General features: G+C 67.8%; 23 protein-coding genes. 14 read left to right on the top strand and 9 right to left on the bottom strand.

Annotated features, from left to right (window positions below; translation table 11 throughout):
- Window positions 1-19 precede the first annotated feature (19 nt).
- From lhgO to AC2ITM_RS00295, 3 genes are read left to right on the top strand one after another with little or no spacing between them, the layout of a single operon-like run.
- Window positions 20-1,219, top strand: coding sequence for an L-2-hydroxyglutarate oxidase (gene lhgO, locus AC2ITM_RS00285; RefSeq protein ID WP_486467842.1), 1,200 nt, complete (start codon window positions 20-22; stop codon window positions 1,217-1,219).
- Window positions 1,216-2,649 carry an MFS transporter gene (locus AC2ITM_RS00290; RefSeq protein WP_486467843.1) on the top strand — a complete coding sequence of 478 codons (1,434 nt, stop codon included), beginning with the start codon at window positions 1,216-1,218 and terminating at the stop codon, window positions 2,647-2,649. The genes lhgO and AC2ITM_RS00290 overlap by 4 nt, the downstream gene beginning before the upstream one ends.
- Window positions 2,650-2,709: 60 nt before the next feature.
- Window positions 2,710-3,354, top strand: a complete 645-nt coding sequence (locus AC2ITM_RS00295) for an HNH endonuclease family protein (RefSeq protein ID WP_486467844.1) — start codon at window positions 2,710-2,712, stop codon at window positions 3,352-3,354.
- 49 nt (window positions 3,355-3,403) lie between these two features.
- Here AC2ITM_RS00295 and AC2ITM_RS00300 read toward each other — a convergent pair whose 3' ends face one another.
- Complete coding sequence (locus AC2ITM_RS00300; protein ID WP_486467845.1) at window positions 3,404-3,955, bottom strand: carboxymuconolactone decarboxylase family protein; 552 nt, start codon at window positions 3,953-3,955, stop codon at window positions 3,404-3,406.
- 207 nt (window positions 3,956-4,162) lie between these two features.
- On the opposite strand from AC2ITM_RS00300, the gene AC2ITM_RS00305 reads away from it, so the two are divergent.
- The 3 genes from AC2ITM_RS00305 to AC2ITM_RS00315 all read left to right on the top strand — a co-directional run bounded on the left by AC2ITM_RS00305 (window position 4,163) and on the right by AC2ITM_RS00315 (window position 7,529).
- On the top strand, window positions 4,163-4,828 hold the full coding sequence (locus tag AC2ITM_RS00305) for a glutathione S-transferase family protein (protein ID WP_486467846.1): 666 nt from the start codon (window positions 4,163-4,165) through the stop codon (window positions 4,826-4,828).
- A 113-nt stretch (window positions 4,829-4,941) separates the two neighbouring features.
- Window positions 4,942-5,823 carry an amidohydrolase family protein gene (locus tag AC2ITM_RS00310; protein WP_486467847.1) on the top strand — a complete coding sequence of 294 codons (882 nt, stop codon included), beginning with the start codon at window positions 4,942-4,944 and terminating at the stop codon, window positions 5,821-5,823.
- Window positions 5,824-5,846: 23 nt separating this feature from the next.
- Window positions 5,847-7,529 (top strand): thiamine pyrophosphate-dependent enzyme, encoded by a 1,683-nt coding sequence (locus AC2ITM_RS00315; RefSeq protein ID WP_486467848.1) that lies wholly within the window; start codon window positions 5,847-5,849, stop codon window positions 7,527-7,529.
- Between the two features lie 106 nt (window positions 7,530-7,635).
- Here the strand turns inward: AC2ITM_RS00315 and AC2ITM_RS00320 are convergent, their stop codons facing one another.
- Complete coding sequence (locus tag AC2ITM_RS00320) at window positions 7,636-8,586, bottom strand: class I SAM-dependent methyltransferase (RefSeq protein ID WP_486467849.1); 951 nt, start codon at window positions 8,584-8,586, stop codon at window positions 7,636-7,638.
- A gap of 145 nt (window positions 8,587-8,731) precedes the next feature.
- Here AC2ITM_RS00320 and AC2ITM_RS00325 point away from each other — a divergent pair, with 145 nt between their 5' ends.
- Window positions 8,732-10,036, top strand: a complete 1,305-nt coding sequence (locus AC2ITM_RS00325; protein WP_486467850.1) for an aspartate aminotransferase family protein — start codon at window positions 8,732-8,734, stop codon at window positions 10,034-10,036.
- Window positions 10,037-10,039: 3 nt separating this feature from the next.
- On the opposite strand, the gene AC2ITM_RS00330 is transcribed toward AC2ITM_RS00325, so the two are convergent.
- Both AC2ITM_RS00330 and AC2ITM_RS00335 read right to left on the bottom strand, forming a co-directional pair.
- Window positions 10,040-10,459, bottom strand: coding sequence for a MarR family winged helix-turn-helix transcriptional regulator (locus tag AC2ITM_RS00330; RefSeq protein WP_486467851.1), 420 nt, complete (start codon window positions 10,457-10,459; stop codon window positions 10,040-10,042).
- A gap of 210 nt (window positions 10,460-10,669) precedes the next feature.
- Complete coding sequence (locus AC2ITM_RS00335; protein WP_486467852.1) at window positions 10,670-11,839, bottom strand: LysR family transcriptional regulator; 1,170 nt, start codon at window positions 11,837-11,839, stop codon at window positions 10,670-10,672.
- 302 nt (window positions 11,840-12,141) lie between these two features.
- Between AC2ITM_RS00335 and AC2ITM_RS00340 the strand changes: the two genes are divergently transcribed.
- The 6 genes from AC2ITM_RS00340 (at window position 12,142) to AC2ITM_RS00365 (ending at window position 17,451) form a co-directional block, all read left to right on the top strand.
- Window positions 12,142-12,873, top strand: a complete 732-nt coding sequence (locus tag AC2ITM_RS00340; protein ID WP_486467853.1) for a PIG-L deacetylase family protein — start codon at window positions 12,142-12,144, stop codon at window positions 12,871-12,873.
- A gap of 99 nt (window positions 12,874-12,972) precedes the next feature.
- The gene (locus tag AC2ITM_RS00345; RefSeq protein WP_486467854.1) at window positions 12,973-13,935 is read left to right on the top strand and encodes a VOC family protein; all 963 of its coding nucleotides are present in this window, start codon (window positions 12,973-12,975) and stop codon (window positions 13,933-13,935) included.
- Window positions 13,936-14,031: 96 nt separating this feature from the next.
- The gene (locus AC2ITM_RS00350; protein ID WP_486467855.1) at window positions 14,032-14,703 is read left to right on the top strand and encodes a 4-carboxy-4-hydroxy-2-oxoadipate aldolase/oxaloacetate decarboxylase; all 672 of its coding nucleotides are present in this window, start codon (window positions 14,032-14,034) and stop codon (window positions 14,701-14,703) included.
- Between the two features lie 143 nt (window positions 14,704-14,846).
- Window positions 14,847-15,908: a 4-oxalomesaconate tautomerase gene (locus AC2ITM_RS00355; RefSeq protein WP_486467856.1), complete on the top strand. Its 1,062-nt coding sequence runs from the start codon at window positions 14,847-14,849 to the stop codon at window positions 15,906-15,908.
- A 26-nt stretch (window positions 15,909-15,934) separates the two neighbouring features.
- Window positions 15,935-16,597: a dienelactone hydrolase family protein gene (locus AC2ITM_RS00360; protein ID WP_486467857.1), complete on the top strand. Its 663-nt coding sequence runs from the start codon at window positions 15,935-15,937 to the stop codon at window positions 16,595-16,597.
- Between the two features lie 92 nt (window positions 16,598-16,689).
- The gene (locus AC2ITM_RS00365) at window positions 16,690-17,451 is read left to right on the top strand and encodes a sulfite exporter TauE/SafE family protein (protein WP_486467858.1); all 762 of its coding nucleotides are present in this window, start codon (window positions 16,690-16,692) and stop codon (window positions 17,449-17,451) included.
- Here AC2ITM_RS00365 and AC2ITM_RS00370 read toward each other — a convergent pair whose 3' ends face one another.
- A complete protein-coding gene (locus AC2ITM_RS00370; RefSeq protein WP_486467859.1) occupies window positions 17,452-18,459 on the bottom strand; it encodes an Ldh family oxidoreductase in 1,008 nt (335 codons plus the stop codon).
- Window positions 18,460-18,663: 204 nt separating this feature from the next.
- Between AC2ITM_RS00370 and AC2ITM_RS00375 the strand changes: the two genes are divergently transcribed.
- Window positions 18,664-19,512 (top strand): fumarylacetoacetate hydrolase family protein, encoded by an 849-nt coding sequence (locus AC2ITM_RS00375; RefSeq protein WP_486467860.1) that lies wholly within the window; start codon window positions 18,664-18,666, stop codon window positions 19,510-19,512.
- A gap of 72 nt (window positions 19,513-19,584) precedes the next feature.
- Here AC2ITM_RS00375 and AC2ITM_RS00380 read toward each other — a convergent pair whose 3' ends face one another.
- Genes AC2ITM_RS00380 through tsaD form a run of 4 tightly spaced genes read right to left on the bottom strand, consistent with a single transcriptional unit; the run spans window position 19,585 to window position 22,326 of the window.
- Window positions 19,585-20,007: an EVE domain-containing protein gene (locus tag AC2ITM_RS00380; RefSeq protein ID WP_486467861.1), complete on the bottom strand. Its 423-nt coding sequence runs from the start codon at window positions 20,005-20,007 to the stop codon at window positions 19,585-19,587.
- The gene (locus AC2ITM_RS00385; RefSeq protein ID WP_486467862.1) at window positions 20,007-20,279 is read right to left on the bottom strand and encodes a YciI family protein; all 273 of its coding nucleotides are present in this window, start codon (window positions 20,277-20,279) and stop codon (window positions 20,007-20,009) included. The genes AC2ITM_RS00380 and AC2ITM_RS00385 overlap by 1 nt, the downstream gene beginning before the upstream one ends.
- Complete coding sequence (locus AC2ITM_RS00390; protein WP_486467863.1) at window positions 20,276-21,241, bottom strand: NAD(P)H-dependent glycerol-3-phosphate dehydrogenase; 966 nt, start codon at window positions 21,239-21,241, stop codon at window positions 20,276-20,278. The genes AC2ITM_RS00385 and AC2ITM_RS00390 overlap by 4 nt, the downstream gene beginning before the upstream one ends.
- Window positions 21,238-22,326 (bottom strand): tRNA (adenosine(37)-N6)-threonylcarbamoyltransferase complex transferase subunit TsaD, encoded by a 1,089-nt coding sequence (gene tsaD / locus AC2ITM_RS00395; RefSeq protein WP_486467864.1) that lies wholly within the window; start codon window positions 22,324-22,326, stop codon window positions 21,238-21,240. The genes AC2ITM_RS00390 and tsaD overlap by 4 nt, the downstream gene beginning before the upstream one ends.
- Window positions 22,327-22,413: the final 87 nt, after the last annotated feature.

A 22,413-nucleotide genomic window follows, 5' to 3' on the forward strand; every position in this document is an offset into this window, starting at 1 on the left:
GACACGAAGGGATCATCCCATGATCTACGATTTCTGCGTCATCGGCGGCGGCATCGTGGGCCTTGCCACGGCCCGCGCGCTGCTGTCGCGCAACCCCGGTGCCAGCCTGATCCTGCTGGAAAAGGAAGACAGCCTGGGCCGCCACCAGACCGGCCACAACTCGGGCGTGATCCATTCGGGGATCTACTATGCGCCGGGGTCCTTCAAGGCCCGGCTCTGCCGCGAGGGGTCGGCCCGCACCAAGGAATTCTGCCAGCAGCACGCCATCCCCTACGAGGACCGCGGCAAGATGATCGTCGCCACGCGCGAGGACGAGATCCCGCGCCTGGACGCGCTGTTCGCCCGCGCCGGTGAAAACGGCATCCGCGCCGAGCTGCTGCCCGGCGAAGAGGTGATGCGCCGCGAACCGGCGGTCAATGCGCTGAAGGGGATCTTCGTCCCCGAGGCGGCGATCGTGAACTATACCAACCTGCTGAACGCCATGGCCGAGGAGATCACCGCCCAGGGCTCCGAGGTGCGCTATGGCCTCCAGCCCGAGGCGATCCGCGAAAGCGGCGACAAGGTCAAGATCACCTGCCCGGGCCTGACCATCGAAGCCCGCCGCCTGGTGGCCTGTGCCGGGCTGCAATCGGACCGCGTGGCGCGCATGGCCGGCATCGAGCTGGACCTGAAGATCGTGCCCTTCCGCGGCGAATACTATCGTCTGGCGCCGAAGCTGAACACGGTCGTCAACGCGATGATCTACCCGGTGCCCGAACCCGGCCTGCCCTTCCTGGGCACCCACCTGACGCCGATGATCGACGGGTCGGTCACGGTGGGGCCGAACGCCATGCTGGGCTTTGCCCGCGAGGGCTATCCCAAGTTCTCGGTCAACCTGAAGGACACGCTGGAAATGGTCAGCTTCCCCGGGTTCTGGACCTCGATCCTGCAGTTCATCAAGCCGGGCCTGCACGAGCTGGGCAATTCCGTCTTCAAGGCCCGCTACCTGGAGGAATGCCGCCGCTACTGCCCCTCGTTGCAGATCGAGGACCTGACGCCGATGACCTGCGGCATCCGCGCCCAGGCGATCATGAAGGACGGCACCATGCAGCATGATTTCGTCTTCAAGCAGACCGAGCGGATGCTGCATGTCTGCAACGCGCCCTCGCCGGCGGCGACCTCGGCTTTGCCGATCGGCGATCTGGTGGCGGACCGGGTGCTGGGGGCCGTGCCCGCGTGACCACCCCCGCCCGGTTCACGGCCCTGGCGCTGATGCCCATGATCGCCATCCCGGTGTTCCTGAGCATCGCCAACCAGACCATGATCGCCGTCGCCCTTCCCGCCATCGGCGCCGAGCTGGGCGAGCTGAAAAAGCTGCCCTGGCTGGTCACCGGCTACATGCTGGCGCTGACCGTGGCCGGGCCGGTCTACGGCGCCCTGGGGGATACATACGGTCGCGTACGGATCATCTTCGCGGCGCTTGGCGTCTTCGTGCTGGGGGCGCTGCTGGCGGGGTTCGCGCAGGATCTGACGGTGCTGGCGCTTGGCCGGGTGCTGCAGGGGCTGGGGGGCGGGGGGCTGATGTCCTCGGCCCAGGCCCTGATCGGAGAGCTGATCGCGCCGCGCGAACGGGGCCGGGCGCAGGGTTACGTGGCCTCGGTCGGGGTGGTGGCCTCGACTCTGGGGCCGCTGCTGGGCGGGCTGCTGGTCGACAGCTTTGGCTGGCGCAGCCTGTTCCTGTTCACCGTGCCCCTGGTCGTGCTGGCGGCGGTCCTGCTGAAGGCGGGGCGGCTGCCGGTGGTCACACGGCCGGCGCAACGCTTTGACCTGGCGGGCTTTGCCTGCCTGCTGGCGCTGGTCGGCGGCACCACCGCCGCGACCGAGCTGCTGCCCCGCGCCCTGCACGGCCCGGGCTTTGCCCTGGCCCTTGCCACCGGGATCGCCGGGCTGGCGGGCCTGCTATGGACCCAGCCCCGCGCTGCAAACCCGCTGTTCGCCCCCGCCCTGTTCCGCGATCCCGCCGTGCTGCGCGCCTTCGTCATGGCGACCTGCCACGGGGCGGGGCTGGTCTCGATGGTGACGTTGATCCCGCTGTTCCACGCCATCCTGCGCACCGACGGCACGGTCGACACGGCGCTGTCGATGCTGGCACTGACCATCACCTTCGGCGCCTCGGGCGTGCTGGTCGGCAACCTGATCACCTGGACCGGGCGCACGGCGCTGTGGCCCACCCTGATGCTGCCCATGGCCGTCGCCTGCATCGCCACCATCGCCCTGACCGGCGCCGACCTGCCCCGGCCGCTGCTGCTGACGCTTTATTCCGTCACCGGCCTGTTCATCGGCGCGGTCATGTCGGTGATCCACACCACCGTCCAGCACGAGGCCCCCGATGCCCTGCGTGGCCGGGCCGCAGGCGCCGTGACCTTCTTTCGCTCGATCGGTGCCGTGCTGGGCACCACGGTGGTGTCGCTGGTGCTGTTCAGCCTGGCGCCCACCGGCGCCGGCAGCGATCCCGGCGCCCTGCTGACCCGCAGCGCCCATGCCGTCACCGCCGACCGCGCGCAATGGGTGCTGGCCTTCCGCGCCGCTTTCCTGACCGTCGCGATTTTCGTCACCGGCACCTGGGCTGCCGCCGCGACCACCAGAGCCCGGCAAATTCCCGCACAATGACACCAGGTTGACGCTACGGCGCCCTATTTTCACCACCTCCCCCGTGCTTATCGCAAGCACATGAAACGCATTGTTTTTATTCTTCTGACCCTCGGCCTGATGGCCTATGGCCATTTCAAGGACCGGCTGCCGGCCGACCTGGCCTCGTTGAAGCTGCCGGATCTTGGCAGCCTGGGCAGCCTCAACCTGCCAAAGTCCACCACCACGGCCCCCTCGGGCTATGAACGCAGCTTTTTCGGCGGCTGGATCGATGCCGATCACGATTGCCTGGACACCCGGGCCGAGCTGCTGAAATCGACCTCGCTGACGACGCCGAAGATGGCGGCAAACGGCTGCACGGTGAAGACCGGCAAATGGGTCGATCCCTATACCGGCAAGACCTTCCGCAGTGCCAGCGACCTGGATATCGACCATGTCGTGCCGCTGAAATGGGCCTGGGCGCACGGCGCCAACCGCTGGAGCAGCACCAAGGCACAGCGCTTTGCTAATGATCCGGCGAATCTGGTGGCGGCCTCGGCCTCGGCCAACCGCTCAAAAGGCGCCAAGGATCCGACCGAATGGATGCCCGAGAACGCCCGCTACCGCTGCACCTATATCGAGACCTTCGAGAAGCTGGTGAAGGACTACGGGCTGACGCTCAGCACCAGCGAAAGCAGCGGGTTTTCCCGGATCGAGGGGCGCAGCTGCGCCCTGGCCGGGACATGAAAAAACCGCCGCGCCCGAGGGGAGCGCGGCGGTTTCCCCCGACCGGCGGTCAGGCGGCGGTCAGCGGGGCGTCCACACCTGCGGGCAGGTCGACCTCGAAGGCATTCAGCGCCAGACCCACCATCGAGAAATTGCCGATGAAGGCGGTGAACTCGACCAGACGGGGTTCATCCATCAGCGTCAGCATCTCGGCCCAGGTGCCGTCCGAGACGCGGTGCACCTCCAGCAGTTCCTTGGTGTAGCGATAGACGATGGCCTCGTCCTCCGAGGGGAAGGCCGGGGATTCGTTCAGCCGGATCGCCTCGATCACCGCATCGGTGACGCCTTCCTTGGCGGCGAATTTCGCATGGGCCACCCACATGTAATCGGCGTCGAAATGGCGCGCGACGACCAGCACGGCGACCTCTTTCAGGCGCATCGACACGTCGCTGTCAAAGCGCACGTACTTGCCAAGCGCCTCGACGCGGTCGCACAGCTCGGGCGAATAAAGCCAGGCGTTGAAGGGCCCGCGCACAGCGCCCCGCGCCGCGGCGATCCGCTCGTACAGTTCCTTCTGATACCCCGAGATCTTGGTCGGATCGAGATTCGCAAGACGTCCCATGACAGCCTCCCTTTGGTCTGAACTGCGGCAAGGGTAGGCGGGCGGCCGCGGGCCGATAAGCCGGACCATTCGCAACGCTAGCGTTACACTGGCGCGACAGGCCCCGGACAATTGTCTACCAATCCGCGACTTTAGCTTGGCCCGAACGGGACTGGCCTTGGCCCGCGCGGCTCTGCACCCTGCCGTCATATCCGAAGGGAGGACGCCATGAGCCAGCCGATCGAGCTATACACCTGGACCACGCCGAACGGCATGAAACCCGTGATCGCGCTGCAGCAGATGGGCCTGCCCTACCGGCTGATCCCGGTCGAGCTGGGCCCCAAGGCCGGCCCCCGCCCCGCAGGCTTTGCCGCGGTCTCCGCCACCGGCAAGATCCCGGCGATCCACGATCCCGAAACCGGCGTGTCGCTGTGCGAATCCGGCGCCATCCTGATGTATCTGGCGGAAAAGGCCGGATCCGACCTGCTGCCCACCGAATTCCTCGCCCGGACGCAGGTGCTGCAATGGCTGTTCGCGGCCTCGGCCACCTTCACCCCGCCGCTGAACGAAGGCCGCTTCCATTTCCTGCAGCACAAGGGCGAAACCGGCCTGGCCGAGGCCCGCGTGGCCAGCCAGATCAAGCGTTCCTACAAGATCATGCAGGAGCAGCTTTCAAAACACCCATATCTTGCGGGCGAATCCCTTTCGATCGCGGATATAGCCATCTGGCCCTATGTCGCCCGGCACGGCTGGATGGAGATCAGCCTGCAGGACTACCCGGCCGTCCTGACCTGGTATCTGAAGCTGGCCGCGCTGCCCGCCTTCGCCGCCGGTTTCGACGTGCTGTCGCAGGGCCTGTCCGTGCCGCTGACCGACACCGTCGCGGCACAGTGACAGCGCGCGATTGTCACGAAAACCGAACATCAGACGTGAGGAATTGCCGTCTCGCCTGATGCCCCAACACCCGCCAAAACGTTGACATCACATCCATCTAGGGAGAGAAGACCATGCTTATCTGCGACAGCCAGATCCACATCTGGAAAGAAGAAACCCCGGACCGTCCGTGGATCCCCGGCGCCCGTGAACGGATGCTGCTGAACGGCCACCGCCTGGAGCCCTTCACCTACGAGGAAGCCCTGCAAGAGATGGACGGCGCCGGCGTCGACCGCGTCTGCATCGTGCCGCCCAGCTGGGAAGGCGACCGGGTCGACTACGGCTGCGAAGCCGCCGAAAAGCACCCCGACCGCTTCTGCGTCATGGCCCGCGTGACCCAGGACAACGAGGCCGAGGGCTCGGCCATGATGAAGGATTTCGCGACCATCGACGCGATCAAGGGCCTGCGCCTGACCTTCCACCGCCCCATCGACCGCAACTGGATGATCGACGGCACCTGCGACTGGATCTGGCCGCTGGCGGAAAAACTGGGCCTGCCGCTGATGATCCACGCGCCGATCTGGAAGACCGAGCTGGGCAAGATCGCCGAGCGCCACCCCGAGCTGAAGATCATCGTCGACCACATGGGCATCCTGGCCCGCTCCGTCGATGACGCCATCGGCTACTGGGTCGAGGAAACCGCCGATCTGCACGTGCATCCGAACATCTCGATGAAGGTGTCGGCGGTGCCGGGCTATTCGACCCATCCCTATCCCTACGACAACATCACCCAATACGTGAAGATGGCCGTCGCCAAGATGGGCCCTGAACGCTGCCACTGGGGCACCGACGTGACCCGCCTGATGGAAGCCAAGGGCATCACCTACAAGCAGACGGTGGAACATTTCACCAAGCACATGGGCTTCACCGACGCCGAGCTCGACAAGATCATGGGCAAGGGCCTGTGCGATATCCTCGGCTGGGAGTACGCTGAGGCAGAAGTGCCCGCGCAGTAAGAAGAAATTCGGAGGAGCAGATCATGACGCGTTACCAGGACGGTGGGGAAGCCCTGCTGGAATCTTTCCGGTCCCTCGGGATCGACAACATCTTCTGCTCCTCCGGCTCCGAATGGGCCCCGGTCTGGGAAGCAATCACCCGCCAGACGGTCGAGGACCGCCCCGGCCCCGCCTATTACGACCTGATGCATGAAACCCTGGCCGCTGCCATGGCCACCGGCTGCGCCCTGACCACGGGCAAGCTGCAGGCGGTGCTGCTGCACGCGGTGCCGGGCCTGCTGCAAGGCGCCTGCGGCGTCCACGGCGCGCTGCTGTCCGAAGCCCCGCTGCTGGTCTTCTCCTCCGAGGCCAACAGCTATGGCGACCGTCCCTCGGTCGATCCGGGCAGCCAGTGGTACCGGAACCTCTCGATCGTCGGCGGCCCGCATTCGGTGGTCGACCGGATCACCAAATGGTCCTGCCAGATCCCCGGCATCGAAACGATGTACGAATTCGTCAAGCGCGCCGGCGAAATCGCCCAGCGCGACCCGCAGGGCCCGGTCTACCTGAACGCCCCGGTCGAGGTCCTGCTGGAACCCTGGGAACCCGGCTCCACGATCAAATCCGTGCCGCCGCGCGGCGAACGCATCGCCCCCCCCTCGGATATCGAGGCCGTGGCCCAGATGGTCCGCGCGTCCAGCCACCCGATCATCATCACCGAATCCATCGGCCGCACCCGCGGCGGCATGGCGGCCCTGGTGGCCTTTGCCGAAAGCTGGGGCATCCCGGTCTACGAAAGCCAGGCGACGCTGGCCAACAACTTCCCGCGCAGCCACCCGCTGTTCCAGGGCGGCAATGTCGACAGCGCCCGCGACGACACCGACCTGATCATCCTGGTGAACTGCCGCTCGCCCTGGTACCCGCCCTCGCACGTCTTCCCGAACGCAAAGGTCCTGGTCCTCGACGAGGTCCCCCAGCGCCCCTATTCCGTCTACCAGGTGCTGCAGGCCGACCGCTATGTCGAAGGCGCGGTGCCCCACACCCTGCTCGAGGCGGCGAAACACTCTCCCGGCCCCGACGCGGCCCGCACCGCCGCCGCCACCCGCAGGCACGACGCCCTCCTCGCCCGCTGGGACAAGGCCGAGGCCGAGGCCGCCGCCACCGACACCCTCACCGCCATCGACGTGACCGCCGCCCTGCGCGACCTGCTTCCCGACGAAACGATCCTCTTCGACGAAACCATCACCCATGCGCGCCTGGTCCGCGACCACATCCGCCCCGAAGGCGAAGGCGCCTATTCCTACGTCCAGGGCGGCCTCGGCCAGGGCATCGGCGTGGCCCTCGGCGGCAAGATCGGCGCCCCGGATGCCTTCGTCACCCTGACGGTGGGCGATGGCGCCTTCCTCTACAACCCGATCGTCCAGTCCCTGGCCGCCGCCCGGACACTCGACCTGCCGATCCTCATCGTGGTCTTCAACAACAAGCGCTACCTGTCCATGCAGTACAACCACCTGCGCTTCTACAAGGACGGCCAGTCGGCGGAACACGACCTCTGGCAGGGGGTCAGACTCGACGACCAGCCCGCCCTGCACGACGTCGCCTCCGCCTGCGGCGTCACCGGCACCCAGATCACGGAGAAATCGACCCTCCGCACGCAACTGGCCGAAGCCATCGCCACCGTGCAATCGGGCCGCACCGTCGTCCTGAACATCCAGGTCGACAAGTAACCCCCGCCCCCGCCATTCAACCCGCAAGGGGGGCCCCACAGCCCCCCATTTTCTTGTTCCAAATACCTCGGGGGAATCGGCCGCAGGCCGATGGGGGCAGCGCCCCCTACCCCGCTTCCGCCCAGCGTCCCCGCCGGACCGTCTCGCAGCGCTGCTCCCAGAAGAAATGCGCCCGCTCGTCCCGCGGCCCCGCTGCGGCCATCGCCGCCTCGATCACCGCCTCTCCGACGGCCCGCTCGCCGCCCTGGATCAGTAGCCGCGCCTTCACCAGCTCCAGATAGCGCGCATCCAGCCCCCGCTCCCGCCAGGCCTCGATCAGCCGCCCGACCCGCCCCACGGCCTCAGCCACCGACAGATCCTCGTAGCGCCCCGCCTCGCGCAGCTCGGCCTCCGGGATCGGCCCCTTCAGCCGCATCAGAACGCTGTCGTCGGCCCGCGGCTCCAGCAGCTCGAAATGATCCAGCAGATACCCCATCGAGGTTTGCACCCAGGGGTTCCCCGGATTGTGGAAATCCTGGTTCACCATCAACCCCTCGCCCGGCACCAGCGCCGGAAAGAACCGCTCCAGGATCACCCGGTTCAGCGCCGGCGTCTTGGAAATATCGACGAACAGCAGCCCGATCGCGCCACCGCGCCAGCGCGCCTGCTCGAAATCGCCCTTGTGGATGGTGATCGCCTCCGCGACCTCCTCGGTCTGGCCGCGAAACAGCGGCAGGAAATCCTCTCCGTCGCGGAAGGTCGGGTCGATCCGGTCACGGATGAACACCGCCATGTTGCCGAACTTCGCCTCGAACAGGTCATAGCAATGCAGATGCGCCCGGCCGTCCCAGTTCGGGTTCTCCATCAGCCCCTTGCCCAGCAGCGACGCGCTTGCCCCCAGGAAGGACCCCAGCTCGACCAGCGCCTGGCGCCCCGATACCCAGTCCCGCGCCAGGTGATACAGCATCGCCCCCTCAGTGGCGCCCAGCTGCGCATGTCCCAGCCGCTTCATCGGCCAGGCCACCCTCTGGTCCGTGCGCCAGACCAGCGGCCGCGCCTCGATCACGTCATGTCCCATCCCGCTTCGCCCTTCTGCTGATCCGCCGGGCAGGCCGGCTCTGCCGAACGGTGCGGAGAAAGCCTTAATTTTTCGTTCCCATCGCCCGGCATTGCGGCCCCCCGGGGCGCACCCTACGCTCGGCCCGAACCTTCGGGAGACGAACATGAGCCGCAATGAAGACCCCGCCTTCTGGTCCGCCGTCGATGCCCACGTGATGCGCTACGGCGGCACCTTCGACCGCAAGATCATCGAGCGCGCCGAGGGCGCCTATGTCTACGGTGCCGACGGCGAACCCATCCTGGATTTCACCTCGGGCCAGATGAGCGCCCTTCTGGGCCATGCCCATCCGCGCATCGTCGCCACCGTGCGCGATCACATCGCGCGGCTCGACCACCTGTTCTCGGGGATGCTGTCGCGGCCGGTGGTGGATCTGTGCACGCGGCTGGCGGCGCTGGCGCCGGGCCTCGACAAGGTGATGCTGCTGTCCACGGGAGGCGAGTCGAACGAGGCCGCGATCCGGCTGGCCAAGCTGGTCACCGGCAAGCACGAGATCGTCGCGTTCTCGAAATCCTGGCACGGCATGACGGGGGCCGCCAATGCCGCGACCTTCAGCGCCGGGCGTCGCGGCTACGGGCCTGCGCCGGTCGGCAACTACGCCATCCCCGCGCCCAATGCCTACCGGCCGCGCTTTACCCATGCCGACGGCAGCCTGGACTGGCAGCGGGAACTGGATGACGCCTTCGATCTGGTCGATGCGCAATGCACCGGCAACCTGGCCGCCTTCATCGCCGAACCGATCCTGTCGGCGGGCGGCATCCTGCCCCTGCCCAAGGGCTATCTGGCCGCGCTGAAGAAGAAATGCGAAGACCGCGGCATGTTGCTGATCCTCGACGAGGCCCAGACCGGCGTCGCGCGCACCGGGGAAATGTTTGCCTACCAGCGCGACGGCGTGACCCCCGACATCCTGACCCTGTCCAAGACCCTGGGCGCCGGCCTGCCGCTGGCCGCCGTGCTGACCACCACCGAGATCGAGGCCGAGGCCCATGCCCGCGGCTTCCTGTTCTACACCACCCATGTCTCGGATCCGCTGCCCGCGGCGGTGGGCCTTGCCGTGCTGGAGGTGGTGGCCGAAGACAATCTGGTGGCACGCGCCACCGAGGCAGGCCAGCGCCTGCAGGACGGCTTGCGCGCGCTGCAGCAGCGCCACGACTGCGTTGGCGACGTGCGCGGCCATGGCCTGATGGTCGGCCTCGAGATCGTCACCGACCGCGCCAGCAAGGCCCCCGCCCACGACCTTTCAGCCCGCATCACCGAAGAAGCCTTGGCGCGCGGGTTGTCCATGAACATCGTCAAGCTGGCCGCCATGGGGGGCGTCTTCCGCATCGCGCCGCCGCTGGTCATCACCGACGCGCAGATCGACAGCGGCGTCGAGATCCTCGACGCCGCCATCAAGGCCGCCCTGGCCTGAACGCTACTGCGCGGCCACCGCCGCCGCAGCCGCCTCTTCCAGCTGAAGCATCTTGCGGACAAGGTGCTTCAGCTGCGCGGCTTCCTCGTCGCTCAGCCGCGACTGCAGGCTGTCGTGATAGGCCCGCAGCGCGGGCTCCATCGCCTGCAGCTGGGAATGGCCCAGCTCTGTCACCCGCAGGCAGATCGTGCGCGCGTCGCTTTTCGATGTCTCGCGCAGGATCAAACCCTTGCGTTCCATCCGCCGCAGCGTGTCGCTGACGGTGTTGACGTCCAGCGCGACCAGCTCTCCGACGGCCTTCTGGGACGCACCGGGATTCTGCCCGATGGCGATCAGCAGGACCATCTGCCGCGAGGTGATGTCGAACTCTCCAAGGATCGAGGAATACAGGCTTTCCGAAAAGAAATGCCCGCGGCGAATCAAATGCGCGAGGCTGTCGAGAAGAACGTGCCGGCCGGCCAATTCCGCGACAGTCGCGTCAAGTTTGTCGTGTCTACCCAATTATTTATGCGCCTTTTTACAAGAACACCTGTATGCATTCATAGTAAAGTCACAGCAAAATTGCAACCATCAGGCGAAATACGTTTCCGAGAGCGGGGATACACGCCTTGTGGCCCAGCAGCAGAGGGGCGCTCAGGCGACCTCTTGCACGGCGGCGGCGATTTCGTCGATCAGCGCCTTCTGGGCCTTGGTAGGCAGCCAATCCCGCCGCTGCGTGATGCCGATCTTGCGCCGCGTGCTGTGCAATTCGCTTTGCAGGGGAACCATCAGGCCCAATTCAATCTCTGCGGCAGCCTGCAACTTAGAGATGAACCCAATATGATCCGAATTCTGCATCAATTGCCGCATCAGGATCAGCGATCCGGTTTCAATCAGGCTTTCGGGCAGCGGCTGGTCGCCGAAAAAGCGGTCCAGAATGCGGCGCGACGGCGTGCCGGATCGCGCCACGATCCAAGGGTAGGCGCGCATTTCGGCCAGGGTCGCATCGGGGCGGGACAGCAACGGGTGCTGCGGCCCCACCGCCAGGATCAGGTCATCGGAAAACAGCGGCGTCTGCACCACGTCGCCGATCGGCAGCGGGTCGCGCAGGGCACCGATCAGAAAGTCGATCTCGCCCCGGCGCAGGCCCGCCAGCAGGTCCTCGTAGGGGCCTTCATCGACGCGCAGCAGGATGTTCGGACGGCTTTCGCGAAAGGCAATGATCGCCCGCGACAGCACGAAACTGCGCGAGAGCGGCATGGCGCCCACGACGATCTGCCCGGCCTCCCGGCCCGCCAGTTCCGACATTTCCATCACCGCCTGATCCAGTTCCGCAAAGGCCAGACGGGCGGCATCGGCCAGCCCCCGGCAGGCCCGCGTCGCCCGAAGCCCGGTCGCGGAACGCTCGAACAGCGGCTTGCCGGCCTCGCGCTCCAGATGGGCGACGGCGCGGTGCACCGTGGGTTGCGCCAGCCCCAGGTGGCGGGCGGCCAGCGTAAAGTTCTCGTGCTCGCGCACGGCGATCAGCGCCTCCAGCTGGGCCGTGCTGGCGGTGGCGGCCAGGCGCGGCGACAGCGGTGCCGCGGCCTCGTCGATGCGGGCCAGGGCACGCGCCACCCGCGCCTGCAGCGCCTCACCCGCATGTGTCACGTAAAGCCCTTGCGAGCGGTGGTGGAACAGGGGAAGGATGAAGGCGCTCTCCAGCCGGGCGATGGCCTGGGTGGCGGCGGGCTGCGACAGGTTGCATTCCTCGGCCGCGCGCGACACAGACGACTGCCGCGCGACCGCCAGGAAAATCCGCAGGTGGCGCAGGTTCCACTTCACGGCCGGCCCGTCCCGGGTCGCCGTTCAGCTATGCTCCCCTGCCTGTAAATTATGAAGGGTCGCACAAGCCCTGGTGCCACGCAGGACATTTGCCTTCCACCTATGGAACGCAACAGCCATACCACGCAGGATTTCACCACTTCTCCCCCTTGTGACGTCAACAGATCACCGGCCACCGGGCCTGGGACACCTTTGTCATCCCGCAATGACTATAGCATGAACTTATCATGGATGCCTGCCTTCAAATTTGGCAATCGGCCCGCCCGGGCGCATGGTGCCGCCAAATTCGCGAGGAGACTTCCATGAGTGAAAAACCCACCGCCCTGATCATTTCCGCCCATGCCGCGGATTTCGTCTGGCGCTGCGGCGGCGCCATCGCGCTGCACACGGAACTGGGCTACAACGTGACCGTGGCCTGCCTGTCCTTCGGCGAGCGCGGCGAATCCGCCCGCCTGTGGAAGGAAGGCAAGTCGCTGCAGGAAGTGAAGGACATCCGCCGTGGCGAGGCCGAGAACGCCGCCAAGGCGCTTGGCGTGCATGATCTGGTGTGCTTCGACAAGGGCGACTACCCGCTGCACCTCGATCAGGACGACAAGTACGAACTGGTCGACCTGATCCGCAAGGTCCAGCCCAAGTTCATGATGAGCCACTCGCAATACGACCCCTACAACACCGACCACATGTACATGTCGCAGGTGACGCTGGAGTGCCGCATGATCGCCCAAGCCTGGGGCCACAACCCCGGCGAGAAGGTCCTGGGTGCACCGCAGGTCTACCTGTTCGAACCCCACCAGACCGAACAGATGGGCTGGAAGCCGAACACCTTCCTCGACATCACCCCCGTCTGGGAAAAGAAGCGCGCCGCGATGGAGTGCAACCAGGGTCAGCTGCACCTGTGGGACTACTACACCCGCGTCGCCCAACAGCGCGCCAACCACTTCAAGCGCAACTCCGGCGGCATGTCCGGCGGCCGTGACTGCAAGTACGCGGAAGGCTTCCAGGCCATCTTCCCGCGCACCGTCGACGAGCTTTGAGGAGGGTCGGGCCCGCCTCACTCCCCGAAGCGGCCCCGAGCAGCTTTCAGCCGGCGCGGTTTTTCCCGCGCCGGCCCGCATTCATTTGGAGGAACTAGAATGTCCGGTTACGGAGACATTGCCCACCTCGGCCACGTCGAGATGCTGACCGACAAGTTCGAGGAGAGCCTCGACTTCTTCACCCGCATCTACGGCCTGACCGTCAGTGGCCGGGATGAGACCAGCGCCTATCTGCGCGCCTGGGACGATTACGAATTCTGCACGCTGAAGCTGACGAAATCCGACACCACCGGCGTCGGCCACATCGGCTACCGTGCCGCCAGCCCCGAAGCGCTGGCCCGTCGCGTGAAGGCGATCGAGGAAAGCGACTTCAAGGTCATCGGCTGGAACGAGGGCGACCTGTCGCATGGCCGCGCCTTCCGCTTCGAGGACCCCTTCGGCCATGTCTTCGAGATCTACTTCGACACGGTGAAGTACAAGCACGGCGACCACGACAAGCCGGCGCTGAAGAACAACGCTTCGCGCTTCCACCACACCGGCTGCGCGCCGCGCCGTCTGGACCACCTGAACCTGCTGTCCGAGGACGTGACGGAATTCCGCCGCTTCATGGAAACCTGCATCGGCTCGCGCGTGACCGAGATGATCCGGCTCGATAACGGGCGTCTGGGCGGTTGCTGGTTCACCACCAACAACAAGGGCTATGATCTGGCCTGCACCGAGGAACACGGCGGCGGCACCGGCCGGTTCCACCACGTGACCTATGCCGCCGACCAGCGCGAGGACATCCTGCGCGCCGCCGACATCTTCCTGGAAAACGGCGTCCATATCGAGACCGGCCCGCACAAGCACGCGATCCAGAACACCTTCTTCCTCTATGTCTGGGAACCCGCGGGCAACCGGGTGGAAATCGCCAATGCCGGCGCGCGCCTGGTGCTGGACCCCGACTGGGAACCCATCGTCTGGACCGAGGCCGACCGCAAGAAGGGCCAGGCCTGGGGCCTGAAGACCATCGAGAGCTTCCACACCCACGGCACCCCGCCGGTGAAGACGCCCGCCCACTGAGACAATGCGCATCGCGGCCGCCTGCCGGGCGGCCCGTGCCACCGCGGCCTGCCCGGGCCTTCCGGGCCGGTCCCCCCTGAAAGCAAGGAGCCTGTCATGGCTGTTGTCGTCCAGAACATTCCCCGCGCCGACCAGGCGATCATCGACGCGCTCGGCGAAGCCGGCGTTGCCACCGTCCACGAGGCCCAAGGCCGCATCGGCTGCCTGCAATCCTACATGCGCCCGATCCAGCAGGGCGTGAAAATCGCAGGCTCTGCCGTGACGATCTCGGCCGCGCCGGGTGACAACTGGATGGTGCATGTCGCCATCGAGCAGCTGCAGGAGGGCGACATCCTGGTGCTGGCGCCGACCTCGCCCTGCGACAACGGCTATTTCGGCGACCTGCTGGCGACCTCGGCGCAGGCGCGCGGCTGCCGCGGGCTGATCATCGACGCCGGTGTGCGTGATACCGCCGACCTGCGTTCGATGAACTTCCCCGTCTGGTCCAAGGCCGTTTCGGCCCAGGGCACGGTGAAGGAGACGCTGGGGTCGGTCAACGTGCCGATCGTCGTGGCAGGCCAGGCCATCGAGGCCGGCGACATCATCTGTGCCGATGATGACGGTGTCTGCGTGGTCAAACGCGCCGATGCCGAAGAGGTGCTGAAGAAGACCCAGGCGCGGCTGGATGCCGAGGAAGCCAAGCGCGTGCGCCTGGCAGCGGGCGAGCTGGGCCTCGATATCTACGACATGCGCCCGCGGCTGGAAGCCAAGGGCCTGAAATACATCTGAGGATGTCGCGGGGGCCTGCGGGCCCCCGTCCCCCCCTTCCGCTGCGGGGCGCGGGTGGGTGAGGGTGCAGGGGGCTCTGCCCCCATCGCGCGTGCCGCGCGATTCCCCCGGCATATTTAGCGAAAGATGAAAGGGAGACGGACATGTCCTGGGATGACGGCATTGCCTGCCTGTGGATGCGTGGGGGGACCTCGAAGGGGGCGTATTTCCTGGCCTCCGACCTGCCTGCGGATCCGGCCGAGCGCGACGCGCTGCTGCTGCGGATCATGGGCAGCCCGGATCCGAACCAGATCGACGGCATCGGCGGGGGTGACCCACTGAAGTCCAAGGTGGCGATCCTGGCACCCTCGACCCGGGGCGATGCGGATGTGGATTACCTGTTCCTGCAGGTCTTCGTGGACCAGCCGCTGGTCAGCGACGCGCAGGCCTGCGGCAACATCCTGGCAGGCGTCGGCCCGGCAGCGATCGAGCGCGGGCTGGTGAAGGCGCAGGACGGCATCACGCCGGTGCGCATCCACATGCTGAACACCGGCGAAGTGTCCGTAGCCAAGGTTTCGACCCCCGACGGCAAGGTGACCTACCGCGGCGATGCGGCGATCGACGGCGTGCCCGGCACCCATGCGCCGATCCCGCTGATGTTCACCAACATCGCCGGGTCGATGACCGGCGGCGGGGTGATGCTGCCCACCGGCAACGGCGCCGACATGATCGAGGGCGTGTCCTGCACGCTGATCGACAACGGCATGCCCTGCGTCATCCTGAAGGCCTCGGATTTCGGCGTCACCGGCACCGAGACCCGCGACGAGATGGAGGCCAACACCGCCCTGAAGGAACGGCTGGAGGCGATCCGCCTGAAGGCCGGCCCGATGATGAACCTCGGCGACGTGACCGAGAAGTCGGTGCCGAAGATGACGCTGGTCTCGGCGCCACGGGCGGGTGGGGCGATCAATACCCGCAGTTTCATCCCGCACCGCTGCCATGCCTCGATCGGGGTGTTCGCGGCCGTGACGGTAGCCTCGGCCTGCCTGGTGCCGGGCTCTCCCGCGGCCGAGGTCGCAGTGATCCCCGCCGACGGCAATTTCATGATCGAGCATCCTTCGGGCGCTGCAGACGTCTTGATAGAGACCGATGCAACGGGCCATATCGCCGCCGCAGGCACCCTGCGCACCGCCCGCAAGCTGTTCGACGGCCACGTTTTCCCCTAGGCCGCACCCCGGAAAGGACAAAGACCATGATGATCACCCTGACCGCCGCCGATGGCCACACGCTTGGCTGCTGGATCGAACCCGCCAGCGCCCCCCGCAAGGGCGGCCTGGTGATCCTGCAGGAGATCTTCGGCCTGACCGACCAGCTGAAGGAGGTCGCCCGCGACTATGCCGCCCAGGGCTATGACGTCGCGATCCCCGCCCTGTTCGACCGGGTCAGCCGGGATCTGGTGATCCCCTTCGCCGACATCGCAACGGCGCGCAGCACCATGCAGCAGATCGATCCCGCCCGCGCACTGGTCGACATCGCCGCCGCGGTCCAGGACCTGTCGGCCCGGGGCGGCAAGGTTGCCGTCATGGGCTTTTGCTGGGGGGGCGGGCTGGCGCTGGCATGCGCCCAGCAGCTGCCCATCGCGGGCGCGCTGTCGTTCTACGGCACGCAGTTGGGCCGCTACCTGGGCACGCCGCTGGCCTGCCCCTTCCAGGGCCATTTCGGCAGCCATGACGACCATACCCCGCCCGAGCTGGTGAACCAGGTCCAGGATGCCTGGCCCGAGCTGGCCGAGGTCTATTTCTACAACGCCGGCCACGCCTTCGCCAACCAGCAGCGCCCCGAGATCTACGTCCCCGAGGCCGCCACCCTGGCCCACCAGAGGGCCGCCGCCTTCCTGCAAAGGACCATCGGCTGAGAACGGGGCGCCACGGCGCCCCTTTCATCTTTCCCCAAATATGCACGGCCACGCCTGCCACGGGCACCGGCCCCTCCGCCTGAAGATCCCCCATGTCCGACCTTGCCTCCTTCTTCCTCAGCGGCCTGCAACCCCATGTGGTGCTGTTCCTGGCCGCCGTCAGCTTCTTCACCTCGTTCATCACGGTGGCGCTCGGCATCGGGGGCGGCACGCTTTTGCTGGCGGTGCTTGCCAGCCTGCTGCCCCCTGCCGCGCTGATCCCGGTGCACGGGGTGATCCAGCTTGGCTCGAACTTCTTCCGGGCCGTGATGTTCTTCCTGCACACCCACTGGAAGGTCACCGCGATCTTCGGCATCGGCGCGGCGATCGGCGTGGCGCTTGGGGGGTCGATCTCGGTCAGCCTGCCGCCCGCGATCGTGCAGCTGGGCGTGGGCCTTTTCGTGATCTGGTCGGTGCTGTCGAAGCCGCCGCGCTGGATGGCACGCTTTCCTGCGCTCAATGGCTTCATCGCCGCTTTCCTCGCGATGTTCTTCGGCGCCACCGCCGTCTTCGTCGCGAATTTCGTCAAAAGCCTGCAGCTGCCGCGCCAGGAACATGTCGCCACCCAGGCCATGATGATGACCCTGCAGCACCTGCTGAAGGCCCTGGCCTTCGGCACGCTGGGCTTTGTCTACGGGCCCTGGGTGGGCTTCATGATCCTGATGATCGCCACCGGCCTGCTGGGCACGCTGGCAGGCCGGCTGGTGCTGGTGCGGATGACCGATACCGGGTTCCGCAAGGCGCTGGACGTGGTGCTGATCCTGATCTCGGCCCGGCTGATCTGGTCCGCCGGGCGCACGCTGCTGGGCTTGTGATCAGCGGCCCAGGACCTCGATCTGGGCCAGCAGCTCGGCATCGACCTCGATGCCCTCGACCTCGATCCGGCGGCGCAGGGCCTGGCGGCGACGGCCGGGCAGACGGGCGCCCTCGACCCCTTCCACCTGCAGCGCCATTTCCGCCAGGCGCGCCGCCACATGCGGGCCAAAGGTGCCCGCGTCGATGGCGATCAGCGTCTGGCCCATGCCGGTGGGCGCCCCCGAAGTGGTAAAGAACGCATCCCCCGGGACCTCCCAGGCGTAGTTCGCCCCGATCAGCCCGGCGCAGAGCATTTCCACCATCAGCGCCAGCGCCGTGCCCTTGGCATCGCCCATCGGCACCATGGTGCCTTTCATCGCGGCCTCGGCATCGGTGGTGGGGTTGCCGTCGGCATCCAGCGCCCAGCCCTCGGGGATGGGTTCGCCCTTCTGGCGGGCGGCCATGACCTTGCCCTTGGCGACCTTCGACAGGGAAATGTCGACGACCACCGGATCGGCGCCTTCCAGCGGGGCGGCGAAGGCGATGGGATCGGTGCCGAACAGCGGCCGCTTGCCGCCCCAGGGCGCCATCGAGGCGGGCGCATTGGCAACCATGATGCCCAGGCAGCCGGCCTCGGCCAGGCGTTCCACCGGCAGCCCGGCAACACCGCCGTGGGACGAGCTGTGGATGCCCGCGATGGCGATGCCGTTGCTGCGCGCGGCGCCCACCAGCCAGTCCACCGCCATGTCGATCGCCGGGTAAGAGAACCCGTGCGCCGCATCGACCAGCGCCGCGCCGGGTTTCAGCACCTGCAGCCGCGGCGTGGCAAAGCCGTTGACCTTGCCCGACAGCGCCTGCCCCGCATAGGCGGGCATCCGGCGCAGGCCGTGGCCGTACTGGCCGGCCAGTTCCGCACCGATCAGGCCACGGGCGACCGAGGCCGCCTGATCGGATCCGGTATGGCAGCGTTCCAGGGTGCGGATCACCAGGGCGCGGGCTTCGGCAGGGGTCAGGTGGGATGCGGTCATGGTCTCGGGCCTGTGATGCGGTTCGACCCCGAGTTCTGCGCCAACGGGCGGCAGGGTCAAGGGGGGATGCCGGGCTTGCGCGCCGGGGTGGGTCCTGTCTGTCACGCGATCCGTCCGTCTGGTGCACTTCTATTGTGACGCGGCGGGGACTTTCCGGCGCCGGGCCCGGCCGCCATCCTGCCCGGCAAAGGGGAGGGACGGGCGATGATGCTGGTCAGCTACGAAGGATCCGATGTCACCTGGGGCGCCTGCACGGACGGCGCCGGGGTGGTGGGCGGCGCGCGCCTGTGCGGCGGCGCCTTTGCCAGCCTGAAGCAGGTGATCGCCGCCGGCCGGGTCGAGGCCGCGCTGGACGAGGCGCAGGGCCTTGCCCCCGATGCGGCGCTGGCGGATCTGGCGCTGCTGCCGGTGATCCCCGATCCCGGGCAGATCTACTGCTGCGGGCTGAACTATGCCGACCATGCCGCCGAGACCGGCAAGGCCGCCCCCGAGGCGCCGCGGATATTCGCCCGGGTGGCGTCCTCGCTGACGGCGCATGAGGGGCCGCTGGTGCGCCCGGCCGTATCGCGGGATTTCGACTTCGAGGGCGAGATCGTGGTGGTGATCGGCACCCGTGGCCGCCATATCCCCGAGGCCCGCGCGATGGAGCATGTGGCGGGCTATACCTGCTTCATGGACGGGTCCCTGCGGGACTGGCAAAAATGGACGACCACCACGGGCAAGAACTTTTGGCGGACGGGGGCGCTTGGGCCCGGGCTGGTGCCGGCGCGCGAGGTGCCGGACTGGCGGCGGCTGTCGCTGTGCACGCGGGTCAACGGGGTCGAGATGCAGCAGGTGGGGGCGGAGTTGATGATCCACACCATCCCGCGGGTCATCGCCTTCCTGTCGCAGATGGCGCCGCTGGAGCCCGGCGACCTGATCGCCACCGGAACGCCGAAGGGGATCGGCTGCCGGAGGGAACCGCCGGTCTGGCTGACGCCCGGCGACCTGGTCGAGGTCGAGGTGCCGGGGGTGGGGCTGCTGCGGAACCGGGTGGTGCAGGAGGAGGCGTAGAGGGGGCTCTGCCCCCGTCGCCTGCGGCGACCCCCCGGAGTATTTGGGGCCAGATGACGGGGAAGCCGGGCCCTAGTCGGGCGCGGTCTGGCCCAGGGCGCAGATGTGGCGGAACTGGGCCTCGGTCACCGGCTGGACCGAGAGGCGGGGCGCCTTGATCAGGGCCATGTCGGCCAGCGCCGGGTCGGCCTTGATCTGCTGCAGGGTGACGGGGCGGGCCAGCGGGCGCAGGGCGCGGATGTCGACGCAATCCCAGCGGGGATCGTCGGTGGTGCTGTCGGGATGGGAGGGGGAGATGACCTCGACCAGGCCGACGATTTCGAGGCCGGTGCGGGAATGGTAGAAGAAGCCCCGATCGCCCACCGCCATCTGGCGCATGAAGTTGCGGGCCTGGTAGTTGCGCACGCCGCCCCATTCCTCTCCGGCGTCGCCCCGGGCGACCTGGTCCGCGAAGGACCAGGTGTCGGGCTCGGACTTGAAGAGCCAGAAGGCCATCAGCCGAAGACCTTTTTCCAGGGGCGGAGTTCGACCTTTTCGAAGAGGCCCGCCTTGGCGTAGGGGTCGTTGTCGGCCCAGGCTTGTGCCGCTTCGGCGGTGGCGATGTCGAGCACCAGCATCGAGCCCGCCATCTGGCCCGCATCATCCATGAAGGGCCCGCCATAGAGCGCCTTGCCGGTGGATTTCACGTAGTCGAGATGCGCGTCGCGGTTGGCGAGGCGGGTGTCCAGGGCGCCGGGCTTGTCCCAGGCCATGAGCAGATAGGTCACGGGCGTTCCTCCTTCAGGGGTCGGTTGAGCAGTTCGTGCATCGCCGCGCCGACATCGAGGCGCGCCTGCACCAGGCCGGTGACGACGCGGGTGATCGGCATGTCGAGGCCCAGCGTGTCGGCCAGCGCATCGGTGGCGCGGGCGGTGGCGGCGCCTTCGACGGTGACGGTGGGGTCGAAGGCCTCGGCCCGGCCGATCGACAGGCCGAAGCGGTAGTTGCGCGACAGGGTCGAGGTGCAGGTCAGCGTCAGATCGCCAAAGCCCGAAAGCCCCGCCATCGAGGCCGGATCGGCGCCAAGGCGCAGGGCCAGGCGCTGCATCTCGGCATAGCCGCGGGTCATCAGCGCGGCGCGGGCGCTGTCGCCCAGGCCCGCGCCGATGGCCGCGCCGCAGGCGATGGCGATGACGTTCTTCAGCGCCCCGCCCAGTTCCGCGCCGGTCACGTCCGGGCTGCGGTAGAGGCGCAGGTTCGGCGTCGAGAGCTGCCTTTGCAGATCCGCCGCGACCTGCGGATCGGCGCAGGCCAGCGTCAGCGCGGTGGGCAGGCCGCGGGCGATGTCGGCGGCAAAGCTGGGCCCCGTCAGCACCGCCGGGCGGGCCTGGGGCAGGACCTGGGCCAGCACCTGAGAGGCGCGCAGACCGGTCGAAAGCTCGATCCCCTTGCAGGTCAGCACCAGCTGCCGGCCGGCCAGGCGATCGGCATGGGTTTCCAGCAGGCTGCGCAGGGTCTGCATGGGGGTCGCCAGCAGCACCGGGCCGTCTGTGGGCAGGTCCGCGATATCGGCGCTGCAGGTGATCTGCGGCGGCAGGGCGACATCGGGCAGCCGCGGGCAGCGGCGCTCGGCCTGCATCAGGGCCATCGTGTCGGCATTGCGCCCCCACAGCCACAGCTGCGCGCCGCCCTTCGCCATGGAAATCGCCAGAGCACTGCCGAAGGCCCCCGCCCCCAGGATCGCGATCATGCCTTGGCCCCCTTCTTGCCCGAGCCGAGCGCCGCCGGCGCCTGTTTGTCCAGCGGCCAGCGCGGACGCGCGGCCAGTGTCATGTCATCGGCCTGGCCCGTCCAGTGGCGTTCCAGCCCCGCATAGGCGATCATCGCGCCATTGTCGGTGCACAGGCTGAGCGGCGGCGCGGTGAAGGTGACGCCCCGGTCAGCACACAGATCGGTCAGCGCGGCGCGGATCGCGGTATTGGCGGCCACCCCTCCGGCCACGGCCAGCACCGGTTGCGCGGGGCCTTCGGCAAGGTAAAGATCCAGCGCCCGGCGGGTCTTTTCGCGCAGCACATCGACCACCGCCGCCTGGAAGCCCGCGCACAGGTCCGACCGGTCCTGCGCATGCAGCGCGCCGCCGTCCAGCACCGCGTCCCGCTGGCGCAGCAGCGCCGTCTTCAGCCCCGAAAAGCTGAGGTCGCAGCCCGGACGGTCCAGCAGCGGCCGCGGGAAGGCAAAGCGTTTCGGATCGCCCCTTTCCGCCTCGGCCTGCACGGCGGGGCCGCCGGGCTGGGGCAGCGCCAGCAGGCGGGCGGTCTTGTCGAAGGCCTCGCCCGGGGCGTCGTCGATGGTCGAACCCAGGCGGGTGAAATCCTCGGGGCCGCGGACTAGCAGGAACTGGCAATGCCCGCCCGAGACCAGCAGCATCAGGTAGGGAAAGGCCACGCCATCGGTCAGCCGCGGCGTCAGCGCATGGCCCGCCAGGTGGTTGACCCCGATCAGCGGCTTGCCGGTGGCGACCGCCAGCCCCTTGGCGCACATCACACCCGACAGCACGCCGCCGATCAGCCCGGGGCCCGCCGTCACCGCGATAGCGTCGATGTCGGTCAGCGACAGGCCCGCGCGGTCCAGCGCCTCGATCACGCAGCCGTCCAGCTTTTCGGCATGGGCGCGGGCGGCGATCTCGGGGACGACGCCGCCGAAGGGCGCGTGCAGGTCGTTCTGCCCGACAACGACCGAGGACAGCACCCGGGCCGCGCCCGGGCTGCCGCGCAGCACCGCCGCGCCGGTGTCGTCGCAGCTGCTCTCGATCCCGAGGATGGTCAATTCGCCCATGGTGCTGCCTCCGCGTGTCGCGTCTTCGTTGCGATAAGGGTGCTCCGCAGGTAACACCGGAGCGGGGTGCGAACAATCCGCCATGCG

Source organism: Pseudooceanicola sp. NS-SX9 (assembly GCF_057380705.1).

Excerpts from the sequence above, each read along its gene's own strand:
- lhgO (WP_486467842.1), top strand. The coding sequence starts at position 20 with ATGATCTACGATTTCTGCGTCATCGGCGGCGGCATCGTGGGCCTTGCC.
- AC2ITM_RS00295 (WP_486467844.1), top strand. The coding sequence starts at position 2,710 with ATGAAACGCATTGTTTTTATTCTTCTGACCCTCGGCCTGATGGCCTAT.
- AC2ITM_RS00300 (WP_486467845.1), bottom strand. The coding sequence starts at position 3,955 with ATGGGACGTCTTGCGAATCTCGATCCGACCAAGATCTCGGGGTATCAG.
- AC2ITM_RS00305 (WP_486467846.1), top strand. The coding sequence starts at position 4,163 with ATGAGCCAGCCGATCGAGCTATACACCTGGACCACGCCGAACGGCATG.
- AC2ITM_RS00310 (WP_486467847.1), top strand. The coding sequence starts at position 4,942 with ATGCTTATCTGCGACAGCCAGATCCACATCTGGAAAGAAGAAACCCCG.
- AC2ITM_RS00315 (WP_486467848.1), top strand. The coding sequence starts at position 5,847 with ATGACGCGTTACCAGGACGGTGGGGAAGCCCTGCTGGAATCTTTCCGG.
- AC2ITM_RS00320 (WP_486467849.1), bottom strand. The coding sequence starts at position 8,586 with ATGGGACATGACGTGATCGAGGCGCGGCCGCTGGTCTGGCGCACGGAC.
- AC2ITM_RS00325 (WP_486467850.1), top strand. The coding sequence starts at position 8,732 with ATGAGCCGCAATGAAGACCCCGCCTTCTGGTCCGCCGTCGATGCCCAC.
- AC2ITM_RS00340 (WP_486467853.1), top strand. The coding sequence starts at position 12,142 with ATGAGTGAAAAACCCACCGCCCTGATCATTTCCGCCCATGCCGCGGAT.
- AC2ITM_RS00345 (WP_486467854.1), top strand. The coding sequence starts at position 12,973 with ATGTCCGGTTACGGAGACATTGCCCACCTCGGCCACGTCGAGATGCTG.
- AC2ITM_RS00350 (WP_486467855.1), top strand. The coding sequence starts at position 14,032 with ATGGCTGTTGTCGTCCAGAACATTCCCCGCGCCGACCAGGCGATCATC.
- AC2ITM_RS00355 (WP_486467856.1), top strand. The coding sequence starts at position 14,847 with ATGTCCTGGGATGACGGCATTGCCTGCCTGTGGATGCGTGGGGGGACC.
- AC2ITM_RS00360 (WP_486467857.1), top strand. The coding sequence starts at position 15,935 with ATGATGATCACCCTGACCGCCGCCGATGGCCACACGCTTGGCTGCTGG.
- AC2ITM_RS00365 (WP_486467858.1), top strand. The coding sequence starts at position 16,690 with ATGTCCGACCTTGCCTCCTTCTTCCTCAGCGGCCTGCAACCCCATGTG.
- AC2ITM_RS00370 (WP_486467859.1), bottom strand. The coding sequence starts at position 18,459 with ATGACCGCATCCCACCTGACCCCTGCCGAAGCCCGCGCCCTGGTGATC.
- AC2ITM_RS00375 (WP_486467860.1), top strand. The coding sequence starts at position 18,664 with ATGATGCTGGTCAGCTACGAAGGATCCGATGTCACCTGGGGCGCCTGC.
- AC2ITM_RS00380 (WP_486467861.1), bottom strand. The coding sequence starts at position 20,007 with ATGGCCTTCTGGCTCTTCAAGTCCGAGCCCGACACCTGGTCCTTCGCG.
- AC2ITM_RS00390 (WP_486467863.1), bottom strand. The coding sequence starts at position 21,241 with ATGATCGCGATCCTGGGGGCGGGGGCCTTCGGCAGTGCTCTGGCGATT.
- tsaD (WP_486467864.1), bottom strand. The coding sequence starts at position 22,326 with ATGGGCGAATTGACCATCCTCGGGATCGAGAGCAGCTGCGACGACACC.